Annotated in this window: 20 protein-coding genes and 1 tRNA gene; 13 read left to right on the top strand and 8 right to left on the bottom strand. The window is 64.5% G+C overall.

The genetic code is table 11. The features are described from left to right. Nucleotides 1-133: 133 nt before the first annotated feature. Nucleotides 134-2,122: an ATP-binding protein gene (locus tag L107_RS04205; protein ID WP_159816596.1), complete on the top strand. Its 1,989-nt coding sequence runs from the start codon at nucleotides 134-136 to the stop codon at nucleotides 2,120-2,122. Between the two features lie 658 nt (nucleotides 2,123-2,780). On the opposite strand, the gene L107_RS04200 is transcribed toward L107_RS04205, so the two are convergent. Beyond that, nucleotides 2,781-2,999, bottom strand: coding sequence for a hypothetical protein (locus tag L107_RS04200; RefSeq protein ID WP_159816595.1), 219 nt, complete (start codon nucleotides 2,997-2,999; stop codon nucleotides 2,781-2,783). A gap of 162 nt (nucleotides 3,000-3,161) precedes the next feature. On the opposite strand from L107_RS04200, the gene L107_RS04195 reads away from it, so the two are divergent. From L107_RS04195 to L107_RS04160, 8 genes are all read left to right on the top strand, one after another. Continuing rightward, entirely contained in the window at nucleotides 3,162-4,010 is an 849-nt protein-coding gene (locus L107_RS04195) for a ParA family protein (RefSeq protein WP_159816594.1), read from the top strand. After that, on the top strand, nucleotides 4,007-4,471 hold the full coding sequence (locus L107_RS04190; RefSeq protein WP_159816593.1) for a hypothetical protein: 465 nt from the start codon (nucleotides 4,007-4,009) through the stop codon (nucleotides 4,469-4,471). Before L107_RS04195 ends, L107_RS04190 begins: the two co-directional genes overlap by 4 nt. Nucleotides 4,472-5,487: 1,016 nt before the next feature. Continuing rightward, nucleotides 5,488-5,736, top strand: a complete 249-nt coding sequence (locus L107_RS04185) for a hypothetical protein (RefSeq protein WP_159816592.1) — start codon at nucleotides 5,488-5,490, stop codon at nucleotides 5,734-5,736. 26 nt (nucleotides 5,737-5,762) lie between these two features. After that, nucleotides 5,763-6,854: a M14 family metallopeptidase gene (locus tag L107_RS04180; RefSeq protein WP_159816591.1), complete on the top strand. Its 1,092-nt coding sequence runs from the start codon at nucleotides 5,763-5,765 to the stop codon at nucleotides 6,852-6,854. 50 nt (nucleotides 6,855-6,904) lie between these two features. After that, a complete protein-coding gene (locus L107_RS04175; RefSeq protein WP_159816590.1) occupies nucleotides 6,905-7,111 on the top strand; it encodes a CopG family transcriptional regulator in 207 nt (68 codons plus the stop codon). A 189-nt stretch (nucleotides 7,112-7,300) separates the two neighbouring features. Further along, the gene (locus L107_RS04170) at nucleotides 7,301-7,657 is read left to right on the top strand and encodes a hypothetical protein (RefSeq protein ID WP_159816589.1); all 357 of its coding nucleotides are present in this window, start codon (nucleotides 7,301-7,303) and stop codon (nucleotides 7,655-7,657) included. An 82-nt stretch (nucleotides 7,658-7,739) separates the two neighbouring features. Beyond that, entirely contained in the window at nucleotides 7,740-7,973 is a 234-nt protein-coding gene (locus L107_RS04165; protein ID WP_159816588.1) for a DUF4160 domain-containing protein, read from the top strand. Then, nucleotides 7,966-8,226 (top strand): DUF2442 domain-containing protein, encoded by a 261-nt coding sequence (locus L107_RS04160; protein ID WP_159816587.1) that lies wholly within the window; start codon nucleotides 7,966-7,968, stop codon nucleotides 8,224-8,226. Before L107_RS04165 ends, L107_RS04160 begins: the two co-directional genes overlap by 8 nt. Here the strand turns inward: L107_RS04160 and L107_RS04155 are convergent. Continuing rightward, a complete protein-coding gene (locus L107_RS04155) occupies nucleotides 8,219-9,751 on the bottom strand; it encodes a SulP family inorganic anion transporter (RefSeq protein WP_159816586.1) in 1,533 nt (510 codons plus the stop codon). The genes L107_RS04160 and L107_RS04155 overlap by 8 nt on opposite strands. A gap of 155 nt (nucleotides 9,752-9,906) precedes the next feature. Beyond that, nucleotides 9,907-10,476: an HPP family protein gene (locus tag L107_RS04150; protein WP_159816585.1), complete on the bottom strand. Its 570-nt coding sequence runs from the start codon at nucleotides 10,474-10,476 to the stop codon at nucleotides 9,907-9,909. Between the two features lie 135 nt (nucleotides 10,477-10,611). On the opposite strand from L107_RS04150, the gene L107_RS04145 reads away from it, so the two are divergent. After that, complete coding sequence (locus L107_RS04145) at nucleotides 10,612-11,094, top strand: nuclear transport factor 2 family protein (RefSeq protein WP_159816584.1); 483 nt, start codon at nucleotides 10,612-10,614, stop codon at nucleotides 11,092-11,094. Nucleotides 11,095-11,114: 20 nt separating this feature from the next. Here L107_RS04145 and L107_RS04140 read toward each other — a convergent pair whose 3' ends face one another. Both L107_RS04140 and mgtA read right to left on the bottom strand, forming a co-directional pair. After that, nucleotides 11,115-13,070: an ABC transporter ATP-binding protein/permease gene (locus tag L107_RS04140; protein ID WP_159816583.1), complete on the bottom strand. Its 1,956-nt coding sequence runs from the start codon at nucleotides 13,068-13,070 to the stop codon at nucleotides 11,115-11,117. After that, nucleotides 13,070-15,637: a magnesium-translocating P-type ATPase gene (gene mgtA / locus L107_RS04135; protein ID WP_159816582.1), complete on the bottom strand. Its 2,568-nt coding sequence runs from the start codon at nucleotides 15,635-15,637 to the stop codon at nucleotides 13,070-13,072. Before mgtA ends, L107_RS04140 begins: the two co-directional genes overlap by 1 nt. Before the next feature lie 113 nt (nucleotides 15,638-15,750). Between mgtA and L107_RS04130 the strand changes: the two genes are divergently transcribed. After that, nucleotides 15,751-16,506 (top strand): hypothetical protein, encoded by a 756-nt coding sequence (locus tag L107_RS04130; RefSeq protein WP_201295800.1) that lies wholly within the window; start codon nucleotides 15,751-15,753, stop codon nucleotides 16,504-16,506. Here L107_RS04130 and L107_RS04125 read toward each other — a convergent pair. Continuing rightward, complete coding sequence (locus L107_RS04125; protein ID WP_159816581.1) at nucleotides 16,476-17,315, bottom strand: glycosyltransferase family 25 protein; 840 nt, start codon at nucleotides 17,313-17,315, stop codon at nucleotides 16,476-16,478. The genes L107_RS04130 and L107_RS04125 overlap by 31 nt on opposite strands. A 99-nt stretch (nucleotides 17,316-17,414) precedes the next feature. On the opposite strand from L107_RS04125, the gene L107_RS04120 reads away from it, so the two are divergent. Beyond that, the gene (locus tag L107_RS04120; RefSeq protein ID WP_159816580.1) at nucleotides 17,415-19,196 is read left to right on the top strand and encodes a glycosyltransferase family 2 protein; all 1,782 of its coding nucleotides are present in this window, start codon (nucleotides 17,415-17,417) and stop codon (nucleotides 19,194-19,196) included. 30 nt (nucleotides 19,197-19,226) lie between these two features. Here L107_RS04120 and ileS read toward each other — a convergent pair whose 3' ends face one another. Both ileS and L107_RS04110 read right to left on the bottom strand, forming a co-directional pair. Beyond that, nucleotides 19,227-22,166 (bottom strand): isoleucine--tRNA ligase, encoded by a 2,940-nt coding sequence (gene ileS, locus L107_RS04115; RefSeq protein ID WP_159816579.1) that lies wholly within the window; start codon nucleotides 22,164-22,166, stop codon nucleotides 19,227-19,229. 25 nt (nucleotides 22,167-22,191) lie between these two features. Further along, nucleotides 22,192-22,923, bottom strand: a complete 732-nt coding sequence (locus L107_RS04110; RefSeq protein WP_159816578.1) for a Ycf66 family protein — start codon at nucleotides 22,921-22,923, stop codon at nucleotides 22,192-22,194. A gap of 94 nt (nucleotides 22,924-23,017) precedes the next feature. On the opposite strand from L107_RS04110, the gene L107_RS04105 reads away from it, so the two are divergent. After that, a tRNA-Leu gene (locus L107_RS04105) sits at nucleotides 23,018-23,099 on the top strand. The last annotated feature ends 39 nt before the right edge of the window (nucleotides 23,100-23,138 follow it).

Genomic DNA, 23,138 nt, shown 5'->3' with positions numbered 1-23,138 from the left:
AGTACCATAAGCGAATCACGCTCGGCAAGTCATGGAAAAATCACAATTAATGCACATAGAGTGAGTTGCTCTTACGCCATGGTGGATCACTCTCCCAACTGATTGTAATTTCCTTTCGGTAACTGCTAAACCTATGGAAATCGAAACAAAATACGCTCTCCGGCTTTTCTTTCCAAGTCCAACGTTTGTCCAGATTTATTTTGAAGCAATTGCCAATGCAATTGATGCCGGTGCCACTGACGTACACATCACCATTAAATCAGATGGTAAAATTCATAACCCAAACATTCTTGAGATAACAATACAAGATAACGGATTAGGCTTTTCAGATGAAGGATACGAGCGCTTTAAGCGCGTTCAGGAGCCTCAGGATTCAATACACAAAGGCTTAGGACGCATCGTATTTCTTCAGTACTTTGCTCGTGTTGATGTTTCAAGCATTTACTCAGGATCCAAGCGAAACTTTAGCTTTGTTCATAATTTCAATGGGGATTCAGAGGTGGTTCAAGCGAATCCCTCGGATCAAGCAGGGACCAAGCTCACATTTAAGGAATTTAGCAATAGCCGATTGAAATCATATGATGATATCAGGCCGTCTGCGATCAAACGTGAATTACTCGAGCAGTTTCTTCCTGCTTTGCACGAGCGGAGGATTGCAGAAAAGCCACTTAGGATAAAAATCTCTCTGAATACTGATGAAAGCAATCCGCAAAAGAACTTCTATTCCGATACATTGCTTCTCTCCCCAGATGATCTGCCTGAACTGAAGATCTCAGTAATCAGCGAGCCAACGCTTCATTTCTTTAGTAAGATAGAGGTTTTTTCGGCGGTTCTGACGGGTCAGGAATATCCACTTGTTCTTACTGCGGTTAACATTGATGGCCGTTCTATCCCTATAAAGATTCTTGCTCCATTGAATATCCCAGCAGGGACATCTGCAATCTTTCTCTTTAAATCTGATCTTTTTGGCAAGTCTGATCTGGCTCGACAGAAACTAATCCTTCCCGAAGGGGTTCGAGAGAATGATCTCTTTCGATATCTTAAGCTAGAAGTTGGCCGAATTCTTGGTGAGGAACTTCCTGAGATAAGAACACGTAACGCAGAAGTGAAGACCAGCTTTGAAGAGGACTTCCCTCATCTTATTGGTTTATTTGATGAGACAACAGTCGGACTCATCGCTCGCGATGAGGTGCTTGAGACCGCGCAACGAAAGTTTTTTCAGCAGCAAAAAGAGATAATTGACTCAGATCCAACGGACGATGATGCGTTTCAAAAGTCACTAGAAATGTCGGCTCGTTCACTCACGGAGTATATTCTATACCGAGATTGGGTAATCAAGCGTCTGAAAAGTACGACACCAGAAGACATTGAGGCCACACTGCATAACCTTATTGTGCCTCGGTATAAGACCTTTGATCAGGAGAGCCTAGTACAGGATATCTACAGAAATAATGCTTGGATACTGGATGACAAGTTCATGACATTCAGAACAATTCTTAGTGAGGCAAGCATGAAAGCAGTCATAGCTGCAATAACTCTTGAAGATGAATCGGTAGAGGATGAAGGCAGGCCTGATATCTCAATGATCTTTTCCGCAGACCCTGATAAGGCCGAGTGCGTTGACGTTGTTGTTGTTGAGCTGAAAAGGAAAAAGAAAGATGATAAAGAATCAACTTATGCAGGAGTGCAGCTTGTCAAGCGTGCACGTCTTCTTGTTGACCATTGCCCAAATATTCAAAGAGTCTGGTACTATGGCATTATTGATATTGACGATGACCTTTCTCAGTTATTGGAAGATATGGCATGGACGCCCCTATATTCGAAGGGCAAGGTATTCTATCAACCATTTACTGTTAGGAGGAAGTCAGATGACATGCCGATTCCTGCGCCAACCTTCCTGATGTCATTTAATTCAATTACTGAAGACGCGGCGGCCAGGAATCATGCATTCCTGGAGTTGCTTAAGAGTAACTTTAGAAACCAAGAGAAACTTTCTGCTGGCATGCCGATCGTTGATAATCCTCCAGTAGCTTTCGAAAAGCCAGAATCACCAAACAACACTAACAGCGGTCTAGAATCATCTTCACCCTGCCCTGAAGAAAGGGATCAACTTCGTCAGTAGATGCTTCTGGAGGGTGAGGATGAGGGTTGGCCAGGCAAATGATGTTAACTATTGAAGATTCAGAGTCAGGGGCACCTGAGTGGCGGATTAGGACCTTCTTTGACTACTGGCGCAAGAGGCAGGGGTTCATTGAAGGCTTGGACTTGAAGGAAAACTGTCACGAAGCGAATGTCCTTTTGTGGGCTGCTATCGATGCGCTTTCCAATCATTGGGCTAAGAATCTTGGCAAAAGCCATGTCACGAAGACAAGCAAGCGGCTTATGTTTGATGCATTTCTTGCTGCTTACGGCGGTGAACACTTCCAGCTAGTCTCCTTGCCAGATGTTTGGCAACGTGCGTCATGTCACCCTGGGGATTTACCCGTAGAGTGTCGCTCACTTTGCCAATGCATTGACCGCCGCACTCCCCAATCAACTGACCGACACACTCGGCGATTAAGCGATGATCTCGTACTAACTACACTTCTTAAGCGTATAATAGATTCTTGCGACTTGAAAGATCCAAACTCCTTGTGCATCTGGCTTAGGGCATCTCGCTACGGCTCTCTTGCATACAAGAGCATGAGAAACTCATACATTCATGAGGGACGACCAGGGCGCACCTCCCACTCCTTCGCGCTCCATGATTCAGAAGTCGCACCTACATACTTGACCAACATCTACGCATCGCCAGGGGTAATTGGCTTCTCCCCAAGCTTCATGCTGAGAGTCCTTAATCGCTGCATCAATGCTTTTGAAAGAGAGTCGCTGGATTTCCAGATTGATCCTTCACCACCATAGTCTGAAGGCGATGAATATACCTGAAACCCTAGCTGACCAAAATCACCATTCACCTGAGCCGCCACCTCAAAGCTGTTTTGAAGTTCCTCGGGAGCCATGCGGCTAGATGATGGCCGTTGGTGGTCAGCACAATGGAGCGCATCGCCGATGCCGTAGGATCATCATTACGCCTAACTCCTCCGCGGGCACTAACTTCTAATTGCCCTTAGAACAGTGATTTTTTAATGGCAGCAAAACCGAAGAAGCCGCATTGCCCCGTTGTGGCCGTTCTCAACATGAAAGGCGGCGTTGGCAAGACAACAATTTCTGCGCATGTCTTTCGACATCTGTACTCACATTTGCGGAAGCGAGTGCTCCTCGTTGACCTTGATCCGCAGTTCAATTTAACACAAGCGGTGTTGACGGAGAAGAAGTACGAATCGCACAAGGCTGATGGGCGCACTATCTTCAGTGTGATGGAAGACACGGCTCCCGCCTCCATCTTTAAGGTGACCAGCACTGTCGGTTCGCCGCCATCCCTTGACCAAGTATCTGTGAAACTGCGGCAATTCCAGAATACAAATCCTGAGATCAACCTGCTACTGGTTCCTGGCGACTTTGGTCTGGTTAAGTATTCTATGATTGAGGCAACTAACGTGTTGGCCCCCATCAAGACTCGGTTCTCGCAGTTTATTGAAGGCTGTCGTCAAGAACGAGATCTGGTTTGCATCGACTGCAATCCCAGCAGTTCCTTCTTGACGATGTGTGCTCTCCAAGTCGCAACGCATGTCCTTGTTCCTGTAAGGCCTGATCGCTACTCCATACTCGGTCTACGAATGCTGAATCGGTATATTGCTGATTTGCCAATCCTCTCACGGAAACCGGCCTTGATGGTGTTGCTAAATGGAGTCAAGTCGTCGGGCTATGACCCAACCGTTGAGAACGCTCTACGGAGCGACCCGGATTTTGGGCCGGCAACCCTTGCCAACAGCCTGCACATCTCACGTGTTCTTGAGGCCTCGCCCGGCTACACTGGCTTCGCTACTGACAAACGTGGTCAAGGCTGGCGAGTGACGCCGAGAATCACGGCCATCGTTATGGAGTTGAAATCTGCGTTAGGTCTGACATGAACGACGCTTATGTTCGAATCTGCCGCCTACTTGCGGCCTCTGGATATCGAGAGAAGGAACTTATTGAGTTCATTGAGCAAGCTACTTTTGAAGGGTCAAAGTTCTTTCTCTCAACTATCCGCGAATTGCGCAAACATGAGAACAATGAATCAGCTTATCACGTGTTTATTGACAGGCCTTCCCATGCATCTAAAACTCCATCGAGTGATACGGCCATTAAGATCGAGCGCCTGCTTGTTGACGAAGCGCGGATGCCTAGGGCGGCTGCAATAAGTGCGCTAAGCGAAGAAGTCAAGCGCCATTTTCCATCGCGTCACATTCCTTCGGAGTCTCGCAAGGGTTTCGTTAATTGGATTCGCCGGCTCTCTGAGGTGGTGCCAGAGAAGGATCTTCTTTATTTGGCGACGGCAATTCGCAATCGCGTAGTACAAGACGCTCCCAGTGACTGGCGACTCAAGTAGGCTATGCATGCAAACCAGACTTATGATCTTACGGTTGCAAGCCATGTGTTTTCCGGGAAGCATGGAGCCGAGATCTCGTTGGCCGTAGAGCAGAACTCGTCTCTGCTTGTTCACTGGCTGACCTATCTGTCGAGCTATCACAAGACGGGAGTTGGTGACGAATTACTTGACGCAGTCGCCTCGGCGATTCGAGAGGTTGCTGGAGTTTTGTCGTTGGGTCTCGTGAGGCCTGCTTTGTTTTCGCTCCGTAGTCAAATTGACCTGCTACTTGGATGGCTGTACTTCAAAGACCACTGCGTAGAGTGGTTGCATGTAAACCAAACGGGTGACGGGTTTAAGCTGAAGAAGGAGCTGTTTAACTACCTAGATCAGCACATACCAGAATTTGGAGCGAGGATTAGGACGCTGCGTGATATTAAGACTCGGAACGAAGTCGACCCTTATCGCTTGCTCTCGGCACACATTCACGCACAAAGTCTGCCAGTTCTACCAGTCGTGACTGACCTGGCCGACTTGGTAAGGCCTAAGTCAGCTTGCCTTGAGTGTGCTGAGGTGTCCTTTGAGGTCGCCGAGTTTCTCAACGATCTACTACTTGCCATCTACGCTCCCGATTGGGCATCTTTGCCAGTTCCCGTGCGGACGGCACTTGTATCTCGATTTAAGTCAACAGATCAACAAAGGGCCTTCTTCCCGTAGCAGGGTGCGGGTCAAGCTTTTCTCAGCCTTGCTCACTATTGCGAGCTCTTTAAGGCTGTGATAAGGCATGCTGCGTATCATCTCAGTTTGGCCTAGCATCGTTCTCCCCCGCAGGTAGCTACGTTTGCCCGTTCAGAAGTGAATTCGTAACCTACAATTCATCTTTGCTGATCGAGTTATGGCTGTTTCTTGTTCTTGAGAGAGAGCTAACAACTCGATAGCCCAGGAATCGTGGAAGAACCCTGGTGCAGTTCCTTGCAAGCCAAGCTCCCGTAGGCGGGAATCTAGGTGCCCTTCTTCTGCAACTAAGACTGGGGCTGGTGGCTGAGACGGAGCGCAACGGGTTCCGGATGGGGGTTTGCATCTATCCCAACCCAGATGCCAGTCCCGATCCAGAGCGTTACGCCCGGATGCCGTCCATCCATGCACCAAGAGAATGGTCATGGTCGAGGTTCTGGTGGATCGCCCAGTCCCAGGATGTGATGGAGATCATCGACGCGCTTGAGAAGACCTTTACTAGCGACCCTGATATTCACATCCTGTCGCGCCACCACGCCCACCCCTCCTGATCGCCCCCGGCCCCACCCCCTCCCCCATGGCCACCAGCGACTACTTCCGCCCTGATTCCCGCTCGGCCCGTGAGGCGTTCATGGCCGCCGCCCGTGGCGCAGGCGCCCGGCTCAGCAGCCATGTCCTGCCCGAACACCGCGGCCCGGCCGGCGAGCCGCTCGCCATCGATGTGGCGGCCCTGGGCCCCGCCGAGCCCGAGTCCCTGCTGCTGCTGATCTCCGGCACCCACGGCGTGGAGGGCCTGGCCGGCTCCGGTTGCCAGGTGGGCGTGTTGCTGGATGAACTCCACGGCGCCCTGCCGGCCGGCGGCGGGGCGCTGCTGATCCATGCCCTCAACCCCCATGGCTTCGCCTGGCTGCGTCGCGGCAACGAACACAACATTGATCTCAACCGCAACGGCCTCGACTTCCGCGGCCCCCTGCCCCAGAACCCCGCCTACGACGCGCTCCACGACGCCCTGCTGCCCGGCGACTGGGACGGGCCCGAGCGGCAACGGGCCGACGCCCTGCTGGAGGCCTTCATCACTGGGCAGGGCATGGCCGCCTACCAGGCGGCGCTGCAGCGCGGCCAGTACACCCATCCCACCGGCCTCTTCTACGGCGGCAGCCGCCCCAGCTGGTCGCTGTCCACCCTGGAGAAGATCCTCACCGATCACCTGGGCCCGGCCTGCAGCCGCCTGGCGGTGATCGACCTGCACACCGGCCTGGGCCCCTGGGGCTACGGGGAGCTGATCGGCAGCGGCAGCAGCGACGCCGACTGGGAGCGGCTGCAACGCTGGTATGGCCCGGAGGTCACCCGGCCCGGCCTGGGCCCCTCCAGCTCGTCGGTGGTGTCGGGGTCGGTGCCTGTGTTTCTGCGCCGGCTGGCGCCATCGCTGGAGCTCACCTACCTGGCCCTGGAGTTCGGCACCCGGCCGATCGCTGAGGTGCTGGCGGCCCTGCGCGCCGATGCCTGGCTGCACGCCCTGCCCGATCGCCCCACCCCCCACCGGGAGGCGATCCGCCGCCAGGTCAAGGGCGCCTTCCTGATCGACAGCCCCGCCTGGCGGGCCGCCGTCTACGGCCGCTGCGCCGATGTGGTGCTGCGGGCTTGTAGGGGGTTGGGGGCTAAGCCGTAGTACCGCTTGGCAGCCGGCAGTACAGGGATGCCGACGACCGGGTGCATGCCATGGCGGTGATCTCAATCAAGTTGAGCGAGGCCCTTGATGCCCAGCTCACCGAGCAGGCCCAACAGCGCCGTCTCAGCAAGTCTGAATTGGTTCGACGCGCCTTGACGGCGTTTCTCCAATCCCCAGAGCAGGGAGTGGAAGACGCAGCACAACCTTCCGCAGTGGACCTGTCATCCAACCCTGCTTACCTTTTTCAGGCGCAATGAGAATGTGCTCGCTTCTCTGGCGGATGCCGCATTGATCCGCCTGGCGGAGATCATCGACTCTCCATCCTTTTGACAACGGACAGTGACTTCAAGATCTATATCTGTACACAATGTACATTTCGATTGCCCACCTTGTGCGGCCCCAGGCGCGGCTGGGGCGAGAGTGGTTCTCCTCGGCGACCCCGCTCGATGCGATCCCCCCTGGTGGCCCTGTGTGCCGTAGCCGCTCTGGTGATCCCGCCCATCCCGGCCGGCCAGGCCCAGACCGCCTGGCAGACCTGCTCCTTCAACGGCCGCGTCGAAGCCTGCCTCGTCGCGGGTGGCTCCACCTCGTTCACGGTCACCTTCCGCTCCGACGGCAAGCAGATCGAGATGGAGAAGGTGGGCGAGCCCTGGACCTGCGGCCAGGGGGACCGGGAGGAATGCGGCAAGTTGCTGATCACCGAGCCCAGCAACGGCCGCACCACCCTGGCCACCTACAGGCAGACCTCCGCCGCCTTCCTGGTGCGCAGCGAGCGCGGCAATACCTACGCGATTCCCTATTGAAGGCGGTAGATCATCGGGTAATGGTTGAGTCGGCTTGCGCAGGCCTGAGGCGGCTACCTTTGCGTTGATGATGTGATGACGGATGCCGACAATCCTCAGAAGTGGCCCGTTCAGGTTCTACTTCTACAGTCACGAGCCAAACGAACCGCCCCATGTTCATGTGGACAGAGATCAGGCATCCTGCAAAGTCTGGCTCTCTCCTGTCGGACTTTCCTCCAGCCTTGGCTTTAAGGCCAACGAGCTTCGTGAGATTGAGCGGCTGGTCAGCAAGAACAGAGCTATCCTGCTGAAAGCATGGGAGGAGTTTCATGGCTAACCCTGGCGAGCGGGTCACAGGCGTTGCCTGCACAGAAGACAAGCTGACGGTCGACCTGGCTGATGGACGAACCATTTCGGTGCCTCTCGCCTGGTATCCCCGTCTTCTGCACGCCACCTCTCAGGAGCGTGTGAATTGGGAGATTGCTGGGGCTGGCTATGGAATCTATTGGCCAGATATTGATGAGGACTTAAGTGTGGAAGGTCTACTCCGTGGAGCGCCGGCGTCCCAGGTCAAGACACTGATCAGTTAGCGCCACCACCACCGCCGCCACCGGCTTCCTCGGCCTGGCCGATGCGGGCGAACAGATCGGTGCTCTCGCGGTTGAGGTGCACCACCTGCACCAGGCTGCCGCCCAGCTTGAGCCGGCGGATCACCTGATCGAGGGCGGCGACGCCGCTCTGATCCCAGATGTGGGCGTCGGCCATGTCGATCGTCACCCGGGCCGGGTGTTCGTGGATCTCGAAACCGGCCCGGAAATAGACACTGCTCACGAAGAACAGCTGGCCGCGCACCACATAGATGCGATGGTCGTCGCCCTCGAGGTGACTCTCCACGGCGATCACCTTGGCCACCTTGCGGCTGAACAGGATCCCGGCCAGGGCCACGCCGGCGAGCAGGCCGATCGCCAGGTTGTGGGTGATCACGGTGATGCCCACGGTGAGCAGCATCACGGCGGTGTCGCTCTTGGGGATCCGCCGGATCCCCGTGATCGAACCGATGTTGGCGGTGTTGATGGCGATCATCACCATCACGCCCACCAGGGTGGCCATCGGGATCCGGTTCACCCAGTCCCGCGCCAGCAGGATCATCGCCAGCAGGCTCACCCCCGAGGCCAGCGTCGACAGCCGCGTGCGGCCGCCGTAGCCCACGTTCATCACCGACTGCCCCACCAGCGCGCAGCCGGCCATGCCGCCGAACAGGGAACTGACGATGTTGCCGATCCCCTGGCCCCGGGCCTCGCTGTTCTTGTGGCTCGTCTGGTCGGTGAGGTCGTCGAGGATGTCCTGGGTGAGGAAGGTCTCCATCAGCCCCACCAGCGAGATCGCCAGGGCCGTGGGCAGGATCAGGCCCAGCGTTGCGAAGCTCAGGGGCACCTGGGGCAGGGCGAACCGGGGCAGGCCCGCGGGCAGCGTGCCCAGGCTGGCCACCGTGGGCAGATCGAGCCCCAGGCCGATCGAGATCCCGGTGGTGATCAGGATGGCGATCAGGGCCGACGGCACCACCCGGGTGAGGCGCGGCAGCAGGTAGATGATCGCCAGGGTGAGCAGCATCAGTCCCCACACCGCCGGCAGCTGGGCGGCTTCGACCACCACCTTTTCCGGGTGGAAGACATCGAGCCCCAGCTGGGGCAGCTGGGCCAGCAGGATCAGGATCGCCAGGGCATTGACGAAGCCCGCCATCACCGGCTGCGGCACGAAGCGCATCTGGTGGGCCAGCCGCAGGTAGCCCCAGGCGATCTGGAAGACCCCGGTGAGCACTCCCGCCGCCAGCAGGTACTGCAGGCCCAGCCCCTGCCCAAGCAGGTCACCCTGCTGCACCAGGCCCGTCATCAGCAGGGCCGTGGAGCCGGTGGCGGAGGTGATCATCGCCGTGCGGCCCCCCACCACCGCCAGGGTCACCGACAACAGGAAGGCCCCGAACAGGCCCACGCTGGGGTCCACCCCGGCGATGCCGGAAAAGGCGATCGCCTCCGGAATCATGGCGAAGGCCACCACCAGGCCCGAGAGGATGTCGCGGTGGGGCAGGCCCCACCACTCCTTGATGGAGAAGGTCATGAAAAAACTTGGATGGATCAATCCCTGTTCAGGTCCCCCGGCCGCGGGCCGACCGGGTGCTGCCACGGCGGCGGTGGCCTACGGGGGAGTGATCGTCATGGGGCCGACCGTACCAGCCCTCCGGCACCACAGCCGGGTGAGGCTGGAGGCCGTGCTCAGAGCCAGTGCAAGGGGTAGGGCATCGCCCCCGGCACCCAGCGGCTGAAGGCCCAGGCCAGGAGCACCAGCAGCAGGGATCCGATCAGCACCGGGAACAGCAGGAAGGGCCACGACATCCCCAGAAAGGCGGCCAGAAACGCCATGCCCCCGGCGGGGGGATGCAGGCAGCGCAGCTGCTGGCCCAGCAGGATCGTGAGCGCCACGGCCAGCGCCAGCACCAGGGGGCCCTGGCCCAGCAGACTCACCAGCCCCACCCCCAGGCTCCCCCCCAGCGTGTTGCCGAGCACCACGTTGCGCGGCTGCGCCAGTGGGCTGCGCGGGTAGCCGAAGAGCAGCACACAGGAGGCCCCCAGGGGCGCCACGATCAGCACCTGCCCGCTCCAGACCGTCAGCAGAGCCATCAGGCCGACGGCCGTGAGACCACCCAGGGACGTGACGCCGATCTGGCTCAGCCGGAAACGGGGCTGCACGCGGCGCCCCCGTTGACGTTCCCGGCGCTGGAGCACCACCAGTCGCCTCAGCCGCCGGGTGCCCAGCCCCGTGGAGCGTGCCCTGACTCTCCCCATCGGCAGCGGCGCCCCCCTGCTGGCGAGGGTAGAGGGAGAAACCGGCAAGGCACGGGTCGGGCCCCACGAACCAGCGGACGGCCCCGGCCATCCTGGACACCTGACCTAGCCTGCCCCCACCTCGAAATCGCCCCCTTGACCACCGCTCCGGAGGCACCCAGGCCTCCCCTTCCCCCCTTCGATGCCGCATCGGCGGCGAAGAAAGTGCGCCTGGCTGAGGATGGCTGGAACAGCCGCGATCCGGCCCGGGTGGCGCTGGCCTACAGCCCGGGCAGCGTCTGGCGCAACCGCGCCGAGTTCGTCAGCGGCCGTGCGGCCATCGAGCAGTTTCTGGCCCGCAAGTGGGCCCGGGAGCTCGACTATCGCCTGATCAAGGAACTCTGGGCCTTCCACGGTCATCGCATCGCCGTGCGTTTCGCCTATGAATGGCACGACGATTCCGGCCACTGGTTCCGCTCCTACGGCAACGAAAACTGGGAGTTCGATGACCAGGGCTTCATGCACACCCGCATCGCCAGCATCAACGACCTGCCCATTCAGGAGAGCGATCGCAAGTACCACTGGCCCCTCGGTCGCCGCCCCGATGATCACCCGGGCCTGTCGGATCTGGGCCTCTGAGCCTCTGTGGCTGCGCGCCGTCAGCAGGGCTCCAGGCTCCAGCCGCCGCTGCCATCGAGCCGCAGCACCCGCTCGTGGAAGGCCGCCAGGCTGGGCCGGTGCCCCACGCTGATCACCGCCATCCGGGCCTGGCGCAGCAGTCCGTACAGGTGCTCCTCGGTGGCCAGATCCAGGGCGCTGGTGGCCTCATCGAGCATCACGAAGGCGGGTCGCCGCAACAGCAGACGGGCGAAGCCCAGCCGCTGCTGCTCGCCGCCGGAGAGCACCTGCTCCCAGTCGGTTTCGGCCTCCAGATCGAGGTAGCGGCAGATCAGCGGCTCCAGGCGCGCCTGGCTCAGGGCGCGCCGCAGCTCCTCCTCCCCCACCGCTCCCGCTTCGGGCGGCAGGGTGTAGAGGAGCTGGTCCCGCAGGCTGCCCAGGGCCAGGTAGGGCTTCTGGGGCAGCACCATCCACGCCGCCGCCGCCGGGGCCGCCATCCGCCCGCCGGCGGCAGGCACCAGGCCGCAGAGCACCCGCAGCAGCGACGTCTTGCCGCAGCCGCTCGGCCCGCTGATCAGCAGCCGCTCCCCGGCACCCAGCTGCAGATCCAGCTCCCGCACCAGCAGGCCGTCGCCCCCCGGGTTGGCCACGCTGAGCCGCTGCAGCTGCAGGGCCGGGGCCACGGGGGTGGCCGGGGTGCCGGTCGCCCGGGGGCCTGAGGCGCCGCGCAGTTCGCCGATGCGGTGCAGGCTGGCGAACAGGCCCGAGAAGTCGTCGGCCCGATCCACCAGGAACGACAGGGCCGCCTGCACCTGGGCGAAGGCGATGCTGCCCACCGTGAGCTGGCCCAGCGACACCCGGCCGCTGAAGTAGGCACCGGACAGCACCAGGTAGGGCACGAACTGCATCAGGAAGCCGTAGAGGCCGGTGCCCTGGCCCACGAAGGCCCGCCAGCGGATCACCCGTTCCAGGTTCACCAGCACCCGGCCGAAGCGGCGATCCAGGCCCGTGCGCTCCCTGGCCTCACCCTGCAGGAAGGCGATGCTCTCGGCATGGCGGCGCAGGTGCATCAGGGCGAAGCGGAAATCGGCTTCCAGGGCCTGCTGCCGGAAGGTGAGCGAGGCCAGCCGCCGCACCAGCCGCAGGATCACGGCGTTGCCCGCAACGGTGGCGATCACCAGGGTGAGCACCAGGGTGCCGCTGATGCCGAACAGCACCAGCACATAGGCCCCCAGGGCCAGCAGCGAGGCGCAGAAGCCGAAGAACAGGCTGGTGGAGCTCGCCACCGCCCGCTCTACGTCGTCGGCGATGCGCTGGTCGGGGTTGTCGATCGATCCGGCGGCCTCCAGCCGCAGGTAGGCATGGTCGGCCAGGTAGGCCTCCGACAGGTTGGCGGTGGTGCGATCGCGCCAGGCGAGCGAGAAGCGCTGCTGGCCGTAGCTGTTGAGGAACTGCACCGGCAGGGTGACCAGGTAGATGCCGACGAGCCCGGCGGCGGTGCCCCAGAAGCGGGGGGCACTGCGCACGTTGAGAGCCTCCATCACGGCCCCGTTGCCCTCGGTGAAGGCCACGTCCACCGCCGTGCCCAGCACCAGCAGGGCCAGCAGCAGGGTGAGGGCCAGCCAGCGGCGGCGCAGGCCGGCGGCCAGGCCCCGCACCAGCGCCAGCCAGGCCGCCAGGGCGGCTGCGGCCACCGCCAGGGCGATCGTCCCCTGGTGCTGGCTCTCGTAGCTGTGCAGGGCGTCGCGCAGGTAGGGAAAAGCCTGATCCAGCCGGGCCGGGCCCAGCAGCGCGGCGATCAGCTGGCAGGCGCTGCCGGTCAGCAACACCGCCGCCCCCAGGGCCAGGGCCGCCGAGGCCGCCAGCAGGGCGGCGCCCCGCAGCAGCGGCCGGCGACCGCTGCCACCGTCCGGGGCACCGGGCAGCAGCACGTCGGCGGCGAGGCAGTGGAATTCGCCCAGGAGATGGCCGAAGCTGGGCTTGGAGGTGGGCGCCATCAGCGCCCCAGGTGCCGGTAGAACCAGCCCTTGGCCCGTTCGGCGCTGACCACGTAGGCCGCCAGGATCACCGCCATCAGGGCCAGGAAAGCCGGGGGCAGCGGCACCAGGCCGAACAGATGGCCCAGGGTCGTCCAGGGCAGCAGCAGGGTGAGGCCCACCACGGCGCCGGTGGTGGCCATCAGCCAGGGTGAGGGCCGGCTGCGGAACAGGGGCCCGCGGGTGCGGATCACCAGCACGATCGAGGCGGCCGAGATCACCGACTCCACGAACCAGCCGGTGCGGAACTGGGCCGCATCCGCCTTCAGCACCCAGAGCAGCACCGCGAAGGTGAGGTAGTCGAACACCGAGCTCACCAGGCCGAAGGTGACCATGAAGCGCCGGATGAAGGGCAGGCTCCAGCGGTGCGGCCGCTCGATCCAGTCGGGATCGACCCGGTCGGTGGCGATGGTCATCTCCGGCAGATCGGTCAGCAGGTTGGTGAGCAGGATCTGCTTGGGCAACAGGGGCAGGAACGGCAGCAGCAGGGAGGCGCCGGCCATCGAGAACATGTTGCCGAAGTTGGCGCTGGTGGCCATGAACACGTACTTGAGCGTGTTGGCGAAGGTGCGCCGCCCCTCGCGGATGCCCGCCAGCAGCACCGCCAGATCCGGTTCCAGCAGCACGATGTCGGCCGCCTCCTTGGCCACGTCCACCGCCCCCTGCACCGAGAGGCCCACATCGGCGGCATGGAGGGCGGGAGCGTCGTTGATGCCATCCCCCAGGTAGCCCACCACATGGCCGGCGTTGCGCAGGGCATGGATCAGCCGCTCCTTCTGGTTCGGTTCGATCTCGGCGAACACATCCACCGCTTCGGCCCGCACCGGCAGGGCGATGTCGCTGAGCTGCTGCAGCTGGGCGCCGGTGAGCACCTCGGGGTTGCGCAGGCCGGCTTCCTGGCCCACCCGGGCCGCCACCAGGGCGTTGTCGCCGGTGATGATCTTGAGGCGCACCCCCAGCCGCTCCAGTTCGGCCACGGTGTCCCGGACCCCGGGACGCAGGGGATCGCTCAGGCCCAGCAGGCCCAGGAACGCCATCCCCGCCTCATCCTCCGGACGCACCCGGCGGGGCACCTGCGGGCCCTCGGGCGGCCAGCGCCGCACGGCCACCGCCAGCACCCGGTACCCCTCGGCGCTCCAGTCGGCATAGAGGCGGCGCAGGTCCGGCTCCACCGCCGCCAGCGGCCGGGTGGAGCCATCGGCGCCCTCGGCCCGGTCGCACACCTCCAACACCTTGAGGAAGGCCCCCTTGGTGATCAGCACCGGGGTGTCGCCCTGGCGGGCCAGCACGCTGAGGCGCTTGCGCACGAAGTCGAAGGGGAGCTCGTCGAGCTTGCTCCAGTCGCCGTGATCGCCGCCGCCGGCCTCGCGGATCGCCGCATCGATCGGGTTGCTGAAGCCCGTTTCGAAGCCGGCGTTCACCGCCGCCAGGTGCAGCACCGCCGGGTTGGCGGCCCCGTCGATGCCGCAGCTGCGCTGCACCCGGGCCGTGCCCTCGGTGAGCGTGCCGGTCTTGTCGGAGCAGAGGATCGCCATGCTGCCGAAGTTCTCGATCGACGAGAGTCGCTTGACGATCACCTGCAGGGCGGCCATCCGGCGGGCGCCCTGGGCCAGGTTGACGCTGATGATCGCCGGCAGCAGCTGCGGTGTGAGCCCCACCCCGAGGGCCAGCGCGAACAGGAACGAATCCACCACCGGCCGGCGCAGGAACACGTTGACCGCGAAGATCGCGATCACCAGCCCCAGGGTCACCTCCAGCAGCAGGGCCCCGAAGCGGCGTACGCCCCGCTCGAAGTCCGTCTCGGGGCTGCGCTGGCGCAGCCGCGCCGCGATCGAGGCGAACTGGGTGGCCGCGCCTGTGCGCACCACCACCGCGGTGCCGCTGCCGCTGACCACGTGGGTACCGAAATACAGCACGCCGGTGCGGGCCGCCAGGGGGGCCTCGGCGGCCACCGCCACCGCGTGCTTGCTCACCGGAAAGCTCTCGCCGGTGAGGGCCGCTTCGTTGAGGCTGAGGTCCCGTTCCTCCAGCAGGCGGCAGTCGGCGGGGATCCCGGCCCCGGCCGAGAGCACCAGCAGATCGCCCGGCACCACCGCGGCCACCGGCACGGGCTGCTCGCTGCCGTCGCGGCGCACCCGGGCGGTGGTCTGCACCGTGCGCAGCAGCTGGTCCATGGCGCCGGCGGCGCCGTGCTCCTGCCAGAAGCCCAGCAGGCCGCTGATTAGCACGATCACCAGGATGATCAGCCCGTCGGTGGGCGAATCCAGCAGGAAGGAGAGCAGCGCCGCGCCGGCCAAGATCAGGATGATCGGGCTGGTGAACTGGCGCAGCAGCAGCAGCGCGGCCCCTCCCCGTGCCGGAGCCGCGAGGCTGTTGGGGCCCTCGCTCAGCAGGCGCCGGCCCGCCTCCTCGGAGCTCAGCCCGTTCGTTCCGGTGCCGAGCCTGGCCAGCAGCTCGGCGATCGGTTCGCTCCAGAACGGCTCGCCGCTGGCGGCGGCTGGCGATGGGCCGGGGGCTGGATGGGACATCGGAGCAGGCCCGGATCTTCCCAGCCTGATGGAGGAATCGTCCGCTGGTGCCATCGGACCGGGCGCGCCGCAGAGGGCATCGTTAAGGTCTGGGACGTCAGGCGCGGCGCGGCATGGAGGAGACCCTCGTCTTCGTGAGTGTGGGCGCCACCGCCACCGCGGAGCAGGAAGCCTTCGTGCGATCGATCGAAGATCGCCTGCGCAGCGAATCCCTGGTTCCCAAGACCATCGGCCGCAACACCTTCAGCGCCGATGCCCCCCTGAAGGCCATCACCGAGCTGATGGAGCACTGTGCCGGCATCGTCGTCATCGCCCTGGAGCGCTCCTACTTCCCCGCCGGCCTCGACAAACGCGGCGGCCCCCGCCAGGCCGGCCTCACCGAGGTCCGCCTGCCCACCCCCTGGAACCACATCGAGGCGGCGATGGCCTACACCAAGCACCTGCCGTTGCTTGTGATCGTGGAGGCAGGGCTCAAGGCCGAGGGCCTGCTGGAGCCCGGTTACGACTGGTACGTCCAGACCCTGCCCCTGGAGGCAGCGGCGCTGGCCTCCAATGAATTCAACGGCGTGCTGGCCGACTGGAAGGAGAAGGTGCTGGTCCGGGCGCCGGCGGCTGGCGCCACGGCACCCCGCCGTCCCCAGGCCCTCAACCCGGCCGAACTCTCGATCGCCGACCTGCTCGGTGCCCTCCGGCCGGTGCAGCTCTGGAGCGTGGCGATCGCCCTGGCCGGCCTGCTGGCGGGGGCCTTCAGCCTCGGCGCCCGCCTGGTGCCCCCCTTGAAGGACCCATCACCCGCCCGGAGTGCTCTGCCGGGGCCGGCCAACCCGGCCGCTGAGCTTCAGGCCGGCGACACCTCCGGGCGCGGTTGAACGTCGGTGCCGAAGCTTTCCTCCTGATACACCAGGCCGCAGTTGCGCCGGATCCAGTGGGGATTGCGGCCCCGTTCCTCCTTGAGGGAGGCGATGCGATGGCCGCTCCACGCAGACCAGCGCAGCGGAAACCTCGACACATGCGATCGCCCGGCCATGGCGTCGTGAATCATGCAATCCGGCATGTAGAACCCTTCGCGCTGGGTGGTCAGAAACTTCAGCAGCTCCTGGCAACCCTGGCGCGTCAGGACGAAGGCATGCAGGCAATAGAGCGGCCCCTGGAGCACATCGCCCAGCTGCTGGCACGGCCAGGGCCAGAGCTTCTGGCTCAGGCGGGTGAGTTTCCGCGAGCGATTCAACCGCCTCGCTGGATGCAGGCGGGGCAGGGCGTCGTACTGAATCTGGGAGCCCAGGAACAGCAGGTCGAAGTGGCGCGGGGTTTGCTTCAGGAACGCCGGCGCCAGCTGGTGCCACCGCCGCGAGAAGCGGATGTCATCCTCGAAGATGCACGCCCGCGGATAGCCCTGGTCGATGATGTGCTGGAGCAGGGTCAGCTGGGTCACGGCGCAACCCTGGGCGCCGGGAAGGTTGAGAAAGTCTTCGCGATCAAGGAGTTGTGTGATGCCGAAGGATTGCAGACTCTCCCTGACGTTTCCCGTCGCGCCGTCAAAGGCCGACCAGCGACGCGTGTCCGTGAATCCTGCCCATTCCAGTTGCTGACGGCTGCTCTCCCACCGATCCGGCCGGCGATCGAGATTGATCAGAAAGGCAGGGGTGTTCAGTAAGTCCTGCCAGGAGAGTTTGGCCATGCCTCAATGCGGTGCGCAGTCAGGCGCGGACTTCGGCATACTGAGAAGCATCATGGAGAGGGATGGTATCATCACAATCCGGCTTCCGATTGGCTGTAGATGAACGCCCCCGTACGCCGCGGCGTACGCCACACCCCCGTACGTGACGGCCCGGGCGGCTCACCGGCCCATCCCCTGGTCACCGTCGTCGTGGTGTTCCGCGAAAGGCACAGCGTTGCCCTTCGGTCGCTGCACTCGATCCTCGAGCACCGGGACTACCCCTTCGTCCTGCACTACCGCGACAGCCAGTCCCCGCCCTCGGTGCGCCGGGAGCTTGAGGCGGCCGAGGCCCGCGGCGAGCTGAGCCTGTTCCCGGCGGCACCCGGCACCCCCAACCAGCAGCGCAACCAGGCCCTGCAGGCGGTGACGACGAAATATGTGTGCTTCATCGACAACGACGTGCTCGTCACCAGGGGCTGGATCGAGACCCTGGTGACCACGGCGGAGCGAACCGGAGCGGGCATCGTCTTCCCCCTCTACCTGATGGGTGAGTTCGCCGCCGATCGCATCCACATGGCCGGCGGCAAGAACCATCTGTCGGAGAAAGACGGCCGGATCGAATACAACGAAGAGCATCTGTTCGCCAATGCTCCCGCCTCCCGCATCACCCCAACCCTGCAGGGTGGCGACTCCGATTTCGGCGAGTTCCATTGCATGCTGCTCAGCATGGCGATGCTCCGGGAGGTGGGCCCCCTTGATGAGGCCTACCTGCAGGTGAATGAGCACATCGACATCGCCATGCTGGCCCGGCAGGCGAACTACCGGGTCATCTTCGAGCCGAAGTCCGTCGTCAGCTACGTCTACGCCAGCGAACACTCCCCCTACTGGCTCTGCGACATCGAGCCCTTCCGCAGGCGCTGGAGCCATGAGGTGGCGGCCCGGGATGTGGCCCACCTCTCCAGCAAATGGAAGCTGCGCTCCCTCCAGAGCATGACCTCCTTCCTCAACCGCCAGATCGGCAGCATGGAGCCGCTGCACCCCCGCCCCCGGGAGCCCCTGGCCGAGGCGGCCGCCGTGGACAACCACGCCTATCCCTATGTCCACTCCTTCCCTTTGCTGGTGCGGCAGTGCCTGGCGAACGGCCATTCGCCCCAGGAGATCGCGGAGCTGAACAGGGTGTTCGATGTGGCCGCCGAGCTGCACGGCGGCTCCTTCCGGGGCTCCAAGAAAACCTTCCAGGAGCATGTCGTGCGCACCGCCAGTGTCCTGGAGGTGCACGGCGCCCCCTTCGATCTGGTCAAGGCCTCCCTGCTGCATGCCGTCTACATGGCCCACACCACCTCCGGCCGGCACCTGGCCCCCACCGCGCGGAACCGGGCCCTGCTGCGCGAGCTGGTGGGCCGCAGGGTGGAGGCCATCGCCCACGCCTACGCGGCCGCCAGTGCCGCGGGCCCCCGCCAGGCCCCGCCGCCGGTGATCGAGGAACTGCCGATCGTCAGCGCCCAGGCCAGCGTGGTGCGGATCGCCAACGACATCGAGGATCTCCTCGACCACGCGGCCCTGCTGGAGCGCAAGTCGCTGAAGCAGTTCGCCCGGGTCCACGCCACCCACGGGCCCGTCGCCGAGGCCTGCGGCTACCGCGCCCTGGTGGCGGAGTTCGCCGAGCGCATCCGCCTGGCCGAGGCGGCCCTGGCGCCGGGCTCCCAGGATCCGGCGGCGGCGGCCTGGCTGATCGAGCTGCTGCGGCAGCGCTCCCCCCATCCCCTGCTGCAGTCCCATTCCCTCGCCGTGCGCTCACGCCGGCTGGCGGCCCGCGTCGTGCGCAAGCTCCCCCGGCGGGGCATTCCCCTGCCGCTCAAACTGGCGGCCCGGAAAGTGCTCAGTCCCTTCGGACTGGTCTGAACCGGAGCCCTGGCTGCCGCCGGGGCCCGATCAGGCGGGCCCGGCCCCCTGACGCTCCAGCACCCCCACGCAGCGCCCGCACAGGCTGGGATGGTCCGGGTGCTGGCCGATGTCGCTCTCGTGGTGCCAGCAGCGCTCGCACTTCGTCCCCGCCGCCCGGGCGATCCGCACCCGCACACCTTCCTCCTCGGTCTCCGCCAGGAGGGTCTCCGCCGGCGGCGGCCCGCCCACCCGCAGCGCCGAGACCAGCAGCCAGTCGGCCAGGTTGTCGACCTCCGGATGGGGGCTGGCCTCCACCAGCGCCAGGGCCTCCGGCAGGGAGGCCGCCTCCACCGCCCCATCCGCGGCCGGCGCCACCAGCTCCAGCTGCACCTGGGCCTCGAGGGAGGCGCCCAGTTCCCCCCGGCCGCGGCAACCCTCCAGCACCCGGTTCACCTGGGCGCGCAGCTCCAGGATCCGCTGCATCGGCGCCAGCAGCTCGGGGGCCGCCCAGTTCTCCGGCACCGTCGGCCAGCCCCGCTCGAACACCGAGACCTCGGCCACCGGGTAGGGCAGGTTCTGCCAGATGTCCTCGGCCATGTGGCAGAGCACCGGCGCGATCAGCCCCGCCAGCCGCTCCACCACCAGGTGCAGCACCGTCTGGCAGCTGCGGCGCCGGAAGTCGCCGGCCGCACTCACGTAGAGGCGGTCCTTGGCGATGTCGAGATAGACGTTGGAGAGATCCACCACGCAGAAGTTCTGCAGGGCCTGGAAGAAGCGGTAGAACTCGTAATGCTCGAAGTCGGCGTTCACCGCCTCGATCAGGCTGGCGGTGCGCTGCAGCATCCAGCGATCCAGCAGGGGCAGATCGTCGATGGCCACGGCATGCTCGGCGGGCACGAAATCGTGCAGGTTGCCCAGCAGATAGCGGGCCGTGTTGCGCACCTTGCGGTACACATCCGCCAGCTGCCTGACGATCCCAGGCCCCAGCGGCACGTCGGCGGAATAATCCACCGAGCTCACCCACAGCCGCAGCACGTCGGCGCCGTAGGCCGGCTCCTGCTTCTCGTTCCTGCCCCCCTCCACCAGCACAACGGGGTCCACCACGTTGCCCAGGGACTTGCTCATCTTGCGGCCCTTCTCATCGAGGGTGAAGCCGTGGGTGAGCACCCGCCGGTAGGGGGCCGTCCCGTTCACGGCCACCGAGGTGAGCAGGCTGCTCTGGAACCAGCCGCGGTGCTGGTCGGAGCCCTCCAGATAGAGATCGGCGGGGTAGTTCAGTCCCCGGCCCTGCAGCACGGCGGCCCAGGAGGAACCCGAGTCGAACCACACATCCATCGTGTCGGTGCCCTTGCGCCACTGGTCGGCCTGGTCGGCCCAGGCCGGCGGCAGCAGGCCCGCCTCGTCCCGCTCCCACCAGACATCGGCGCCGTGCTCGGCGATCAGGGCCTCGGCGTGGGCCAGGGTGTCGGCGTTGAGCAGCACCTCGCCCGTCTCCCGGTGATAGAAGACCGGAATCGGCACCCCCCAGGAGCGCTGGCGGGAGATGCACCAGTCGCCCCGGTCGCGCACCATCGCCTCGATCCGGTTGCGGCCGCTGGCCGGCAGCCACTCCACCGCCGCGATCGCCTCCAGGGCCTGGGCGCGGAAGCCGTCGACGGAGGCGAACCACTGCTCGGTGGCCCGGAAGATGGTCGGTTTCTTGGTGCGCCAGTCGTAGGGATAGCGGTGCTCATAACGCTGCTCGGCCAGCAGCAGCCCGGCATCCCGCAGGGCGGTGATGATCGCCGGGTTGGCGTCCTTGAGCACGTTGAGCCCGGCGAAGGGGCCCGCCTCGGCGGTGAGGGTGCCGGCCTCGTCCACCGGGCAGAGCACCGGCAGGCCGTACCTGTTGCCGGTGTGGAAGTCGTCGACGCCGTGGCCCGGCGCCGTGTGCACCAGGCCGGTGCCGGTTTCGGTGGTGATGTAGTCACCGCCGATCACCACCGGGCTGGTGCGATCCAGCAGCGGATGGCGGTACAGGATGCCCTCCAGCTGGGCCCCCTTGAGGGTGAGCAGGGGTTCGAGCGGCCGCTCCAGGCTGGTGCGCAGCTGCTCCACCAGCTGGGCGGCCACCACCAGGTAGCGGGGGGTGCCGCCGTTGGTGGTGCCGTCGCGGCAGATGGCGTAATCCAGCTGGCCATTCACCGACACCGCCAGGTTGGCCGGCAGGGTCCAGGGGGTGGTGGTCCAGATGGCCACGAACAGCTGCTCCCGGTGGGCCGCATCCGTGGGGCCGGCGATGCCGGCGTCGGCCAGCAGCCCGGCCAGCGGCGCCGGCAGGTCCACCACCGGGAAGGCCACGTAGACGCTGGGGGAGGTGTGCCCGTCGGGGTACTCCAGCTCGGCCTCGGCCAGGGCGGTGCGGGAGCTGGGGCTCCAGTGCACCGGCTTGAGGCCCCGGTAGATGTGGCCCGCCAGCACCATCTTTCCGAAGACGCCGATCTGGGCCGCCTCGTACGACTTCTGAAGCGTCAGGTAAGGCTCCTCCCACTCGGCCCAGATGCCCCAGCGCCGGAAGCCGCTCCTCTGGGCCTCCACCTGCTCGAGGGCGTAGGCGTGGGCCCGGCGCCGCAGGTCGATGGGGGTGAGCCCGCGACGCTCCTCGCTGCCCAACCCCTGCAGCACCTTCAGCTCGATCGGCAGGCCGTGGCAGTCCCAGCCCGGCACGAAGCGGGCCCGGCGCCCCTGCAGCAGGGCGTGCTTGTTGATGATGTCCTTGAGGATCTTGTTGAGGGCGTGGCCCACATGCAGGGCGCCGTTGGCGTAGGGCGGGCCGTCATGCAGGGTGAAGGGCTCCCCCGGGTTGCCGCGGCTGAGGCGTCCGTAGAGATCGTGCTGCTTCCAGAAGGCCTGCAGTTCCGGCTCCCGCACCCGGGCGTTCGCCCGCATCGCAAAGGGCGTCTGCAGCAGGTTGAGCGTGTCCTTGTAGGACGCCGGGCTTGCCGTCACGTCGCCGGGGCGCGAGAAGGCTGGATTATCCCGCCTCGCCGAGACCCTCCTCCGGCAGTGGCGGCGTCGGCTCGGGCGGGGCCTCCGGGTCGGCCTCCGGCGCCGCTGCCGGCGGAGCCTCCGGAATGGCCTGCTCCAGCAGGGCGTCGATCGCCTCGAACCCGCTGACCACCAGGGGCCCTTCGCCGCTCGCCTCGGGCGCCCCGGTGGTCTCCGCCGTCTCGGCCACCGCCGTCACCGGCTCGGCCACCACCTCCTGGGCCACTTCCGCTGCCACAGCCACCGCGGCGGCCTCCGGTGCCGCTGCCGGGGCGGCGGCGTCCGCCTCGGGACGCACCCACTTCTTGGTGCTGGCGGGGCGGGCGGCGCGCCGTTCCGCCAGCCAGGTCCCCAGGCCGCTGGCCAGGGCGCCGGCCAGCTGCAGCAGCCGCCCCAGGGAGGCCCCGAGCTGGCTGAGGCTGGTCCGCCAGCGCTCCCACGACCAGAGCCGCTGGCGTTCTTCGTCGCTGAGCAGGCGCCAGCGGGCCTGGCCCACCTCCACCCCGAGCCGGCCGATCAGCAGGCCGCCGCAGAGCACCGCCAGCATCGGCGCACCGGTGAGCCGCTCGGCGCTGGTGACGAGCACCAGGCCCAGCAGCAGCACCACCGCCCCCCACACCGAATCCCTGGCCCGGCTCAGCTCCGAGGCCAGCAGGGGCAGCAGCAGCAGCAGGGTGCCGAGCAGCAGGGCCAGGAAGCCTCCGAGGGTGGCAAGCATGGCCGGGGCGACATCTGGTTCCATTCTGGGCGGTGACCACCGGGGCGCCGCCGCCGACGGATCGCACCGGCCGCTCTGTCTAAAGTCCAGCCAGGCCCACCTGGCGGAATTGGTAGACGCGCTGGATTTAGGTTCCAGTGGCTCAGGTCGTGGGGGTTCAAGTCCCCCGGTGGGCATCCCTGACGGATCCGGGCCCGCCTTGAGGTGTGCTTCCG

Source organism: Cyanobium sp. Copco_Reservoir_LC18 (genome assembly GCF_009834675.1).
Taxonomy (GTDB): Bacteria; Cyanobacteriota; Cyanobacteriia; order PCC-6307; family Cyanobiaceae; genus Cyanobium; species Cyanobium minutissimum.
This window is presented reverse-complemented; position numbering and strand designations above follow the sequence as displayed.

Excerpts from the sequence above, each read along its gene's own strand:
- L107_RS04205 (WP_159816596.1), top strand. The coding sequence starts at position 134 with ATGGAAATCGAAACAAAATACGCTCTCCGGCTTTTCTTTCCAAGTCCA.
- L107_RS04200 (WP_159816595.1), bottom strand. The coding sequence starts at position 2,999 with ATGGCTCCCGAGGAACTTCAAAACAGCTTTGAGGTGGCGGCTCAGGTG.
- L107_RS04190 (WP_159816593.1), top strand. The coding sequence starts at position 4,007 with ATGAACGACGCTTATGTTCGAATCTGCCGCCTACTTGCGGCCTCTGGA.
- L107_RS04180 (WP_159816591.1), top strand. The coding sequence starts at position 5,763 with ATGGCCACCAGCGACTACTTCCGCCCTGATTCCCGCTCGGCCCGTGAG.
- L107_RS04175 (WP_159816590.1), top strand. The coding sequence starts at position 6,905 with ATGGCGGTGATCTCAATCAAGTTGAGCGAGGCCCTTGATGCCCAGCTC.
- L107_RS04170 (WP_159816589.1), top strand. The coding sequence starts at position 7,301 with ATGCGATCCCCCCTGGTGGCCCTGTGTGCCGTAGCCGCTCTGGTGATC.
- L107_RS04165 (WP_159816588.1), top strand. The coding sequence starts at position 7,740 with ATGCCGACAATCCTCAGAAGTGGCCCGTTCAGGTTCTACTTCTACAGT.
- L107_RS04160 (WP_159816587.1), top strand. The coding sequence starts at position 7,966 with ATGGCTAACCCTGGCGAGCGGGTCACAGGCGTTGCCTGCACAGAAGAC.
- L107_RS04155 (WP_159816586.1), bottom strand. The coding sequence starts at position 9,751 with ATGACCTTCTCCATCAAGGAGTGGTGGGGCCTGCCCCACCGCGACATC.
- L107_RS04150 (WP_159816585.1), bottom strand. The coding sequence starts at position 10,476 with ATGGGGAGAGTCAGGGCACGCTCCACGGGGCTGGGCACCCGGCGGCTG.
- L107_RS04140 (WP_159816583.1), bottom strand. The coding sequence starts at position 13,070 with ATGGCGCCCACCTCCAAGCCCAGCTTCGGCCATCTCCTGGGCGAATTC.
- mgtA (WP_159816582.1), bottom strand. The coding sequence starts at position 15,637 with ATGTCCCATCCAGCCCCCGGCCCATCGCCAGCCGCCGCCAGCGGCGAG.
- L107_RS04130 (WP_201295800.1), top strand. The coding sequence starts at position 15,751 with ATGGAGGAGACCCTCGTCTTCGTGAGTGTGGGCGCCACCGCCACCGCG.
- L107_RS04125 (WP_159816581.1), bottom strand. The coding sequence starts at position 17,315 with ATGGCCAAACTCTCCTGGCAGGACTTACTGAACACCCCTGCCTTTCTG.
- L107_RS04120 (WP_159816580.1), top strand. The coding sequence starts at position 17,415 with ATGAACGCCCCCGTACGCCGCGGCGTACGCCACACCCCCGTACGTGAC.
- L107_RS04110 (WP_159816578.1), bottom strand. The coding sequence starts at position 22,923 with ATGCTTGCCACCCTCGGAGGCTTCCTGGCCCTGCTGCTCGGCACCCTG.